The organism is Dietzia maris (assembly GCF_014144855.1).
Classification (GTDB): Bacteria; Actinomycetota; Actinomycetes; order Mycobacteriales; family Mycobacteriaceae; genus Dietzia; species Dietzia kunjamensis.
In genome coordinates this window covers 1-3,276 of the sequence record NZ_JAALDN010000441.1, presented here as the reverse complement: position 1 = coordinate 3,276, position 3,276 = coordinate 1, and the positions used below count along the sequence as shown (strand labels likewise).

Genomic DNA, 3,276 nt, shown 5'->3' with positions numbered 1-3,276 from the left:
CTCGCCCTCGCGGTGAGCCCCGACGGGACCCGGATCGCGGCCGGGACCACCGACCGGTCGGTGCAGCGCTGGCAGCTGGGCGGCGCCGGTGGTGCTGACGGTGCCGCGGCCCTCGAGGGTGCCCGCCCGCTGCCCGAACTGACCGGGTGGAACGCCTACGTCCACGACGTCACCTACGACGACCGGGGACGGCTCGCCGCCGCCGGGTCCGACGAGCGGGTCCGCGTCTACGACCCCGTCGGCCGGATGCTCACCGAGCTGCCGGCCTCCCAGGTCGCGACCGGGGTCCGCTTCACCGACTCCGACCGCCTCGTGACGTACTCGGTCGACGGCCTGGTCCGGCTCTGGCCGCTGGGGCGCCTGGGAGCGGCGTCGGAGTCCAACTCGATCTTCCAGACCGCGTCCTCGGCGGATCGGACCACCGGGGTCCTCGGCGTCACCGCCGCGGAACTGCACTACACCGTCGTCGACACCACCGGCCCGGTCCCGCGCGAGACCGGCCGCGTCATCCCCGACGCCGGGACCCGGTTCTCCGGCTCCGTGGCCATGTCCCCCGACGGCCGCGTCGTCTACGCCGGGCTCGCCGACGGGGGCCTGCAGGTGTTCACCGCACCGTTCGGGCCGGCCACCCGGTCGATCGCGACCCTGCCCGTGACCTCCGGCGTGGTGGTGGCCAGCCCGCTCAGCCCCGACGGGCGCACCCTGGCCGTGTGCAGCGACACCAGCCCGGACCTGGGACTGGTCGACGTCACCGATCCCGCCGAACCCACGCTCCGGGTCACGGTGCCACTGCCCGACCCATGCGTCGTCGCCGAGTTCTCGGCCGACTCCGGGCAACTCGTCGTGCCGACCCTCGGGCCCGAGACGGTCGTCCTCGACACCGCAGACCCCGACCGGCCGACCGTCGCCCACCGGCTCACCACCGGGATCGGGGCCTCGCCGTCGGCCGGGTACGCGCACGGCTCGCCACTGCTGGCCACGTCCGGCGGGGACAAGACGATCCGACTGTGGGACATGGCCGACGCGACCGCGCCCCGCGAACTGTCCTCGTTCACCGCGCCGCCCGGGGAGATCTACTGGACCGCCTTCTCCGCGGACGACGACCTGCTCATGCTCACCTCGAGCACGGGCCAGGTCACCGTGGTGGACGTCTCCGACCCGACCGGGCCGCAACCGTGGGCGGTGCTGGGATCGACCACCGATCCCCTGCTCTACCAGGGTCGCAGCGCTTCACCCACGGGCGGCCTGCTCGCGGTGGGCGTCGAGGGCGCCATGTGGATGTGGCAGCTCGACCCGGACCGGGTGGTGAGCGAGGCCTGCGCCGGTGGCGTGCAGCTCACCGCCGAGGAGTGGGATCGGCACTTCCCGGACACCGAGCCGTTCGACCTGTGCGGCTGAGCGGGTCGCGCAGTGGGAGCGCCGGGCCGCTGACCGGGGGCGGGGGCGGTCAGCCGTGCTGGAGGCCGATGGTCAGCGCCTGCGTGACCGGGATGACGGTGAGGAACAGGAAGGCCGCCACCGTCCAGCCGATCCACACGGGTTGGCGCCACCCGGCCCGGTAGCCGCCGGCAGCGGTGACCATGCAGATGAATCCGATCAGGATGCAGACGAACATCCAGATCATGGAGTTGGTGCTCATGGGGCGGCGTCCTCTTTCCGGGGGGCGTCGGCGGGGTCGCGCCTCGCGGGCGGGGCGACGACGAGGGGTTCGTCCGGGTCGGCGAGCACCCCGGCCAGCGGGTCCGGGCCCTCGGGTGTGCCCTGGTGCGTCACGCGGACGCGGTCCAGGTGGGGGCGGTAGATCTCGAGGATGACCACCGCGCAGATCGCCACGACCAGCAGGTCGCGGGCCAGGACGAGCGGGTGGAACACGTCCGCGCCGATCCCCTTGTTGTCCACGCCGTGGAAGTACGACATGTGCGCCACCCAGAGCAGGGCGTCGAACGCCATCCACGGCAGCAGGAGCCGCACGCGGGGGACGGCGAGCACCGCGAGGGGCACCAGCCAGAGCGAGTACTGCGGACTCCACACCTTGTTCGTGAGCAGGAAGAAGGCCACGATGAGGAACGCCAGCTGCGCGACCCGGGGCGTGACGGGCGCGGTGAGTCCGATGACGAGCACCGCGATGCAGCCGAGCGCGAACAACCCCAACGACACCAGGTTGAGGGTCGCGGGGGCCTCCCCCGCCGCGCGGGCCGCGTCGAAGCCCTGCCACCCGGTGAGGGTCTGGATGACCGCGTAGATGCTCTCGGGATTGGCGGGCCTGTCCGAGTTGAGTCGGTAGAACTCCCGCCAGCCCTCGGGGAACGGGATCATGATCGGCAGGTTCACGGCCAGCCAGGCCACCACCGCGGCCGCGGCCGCCTTACCCAGCTCGGCGAAGCGCCGACGGCGCAGTGCCACCACCAGAAGTGCGCCGAACAGGAACAGCGGGTACAGCTTCGCCGCCACGCCCAGGCCCAGCACGACCCCGGCCCAGACCGGGCGCGAACGGGCCCACAGCAACAGCGCGACGGAGGCGAACGCGATCGCCATCAGGTCGTAGTTGGTGAAGGCCTGGAAGATGATGAGCGGACTGGCCGCCATGAGCAGCGTGTCCCAGGGTCTGCGCCCCGCGGACAGGTAGGTGGCCCACACGGCGACCATCCACGCCAACGCCAGCAGGACACTGCCCAGGACGAAATACTTGGCCACCTCGATGAGCCCGCCGGGGAAGACCGCGTGCCAGGCCTGGGCCGCCTGCGCCGTGACGTACTGGAACATCCCGGACACCACCGGGTACTCCATGTAGCGGACCTCGCCGTTGTCGGCGATCCACATGTACTTGTACGGGAAGGCGCCGGTGTTCAACCCCTCGGCCGAGTACAGCGGCAGCGGGTCCGCGTAACACGCCTTGTAGTACTGGCGGCCGTCCCAGTTGAGGCCCGGCTGCGAACCGTCGGTGGGATGGGTGGTCTCCAGGCAGGCGGCCTTGGAGAAGAACCCGAACGCCAGGAGGATCACGGCGAACAGCATGATCACGCGCAGCGGGGTCCAGAACCGTTGACGGCCGACCACCGCGTGGCGACCGACCGGCCCACCCCACGCCGCGAGGGCCTCCGCGCCGACCCCGTCACCGGGACGGACCCGCTCGTGCGGCTCCAGGGTGCGGAGGTCGTCGTCGAGCGGCAGCGGGGAGATACGGCCGTTGCTCTGCACGGTCACACCCTAGCGGCGGGGGCGGGGGCCGGTCGCCCCGGATCAGGCCCCGTCGTCCCCGCCGCCTGCGCCACCGGT

The 3,276-nt window shown here is 72.3% G+C and carries 3 protein-coding genes; 1 reads left to right on the top strand and 2 read right to left on the bottom strand.

What is annotated here, in order from left to right; genetic code table 11:
- Positions 1 to 1,398: WD40 repeat domain-containing protein (locus G6024_RS13930; RefSeq protein WP_159148961.1), on the top strand; the 1,398-nt coding region annotated here is incomplete at its 5' end.
- A 49-nt stretch (positions 1,399 to 1,447) separates the two neighbouring features.
- Here G6024_RS13930 and G6024_RS13925 read toward each other — a convergent pair.
- On the bottom strand, positions 1,448 to 1,639 hold the full coding sequence (locus tag G6024_RS13925) for a hypothetical protein (protein WP_119192320.1): 192 nt from the start codon (positions 1,637 to 1,639) through the stop codon (positions 1,448 to 1,450).
- The gene (locus G6024_RS13920) at positions 1,636 to 3,204 is read right to left on the bottom strand and encodes a glycosyltransferase family 87 protein (RefSeq protein ID WP_159148960.1); all 1,569 of its coding nucleotides are present in this window, start codon (positions 3,202 to 3,204) and stop codon (positions 1,636 to 1,638) included. The genes G6024_RS13925 and G6024_RS13920 overlap by 4 nt, the downstream gene beginning before the upstream one ends.
- Between the last annotated feature and the right edge of the window lie 72 nt (positions 3,205 to 3,276).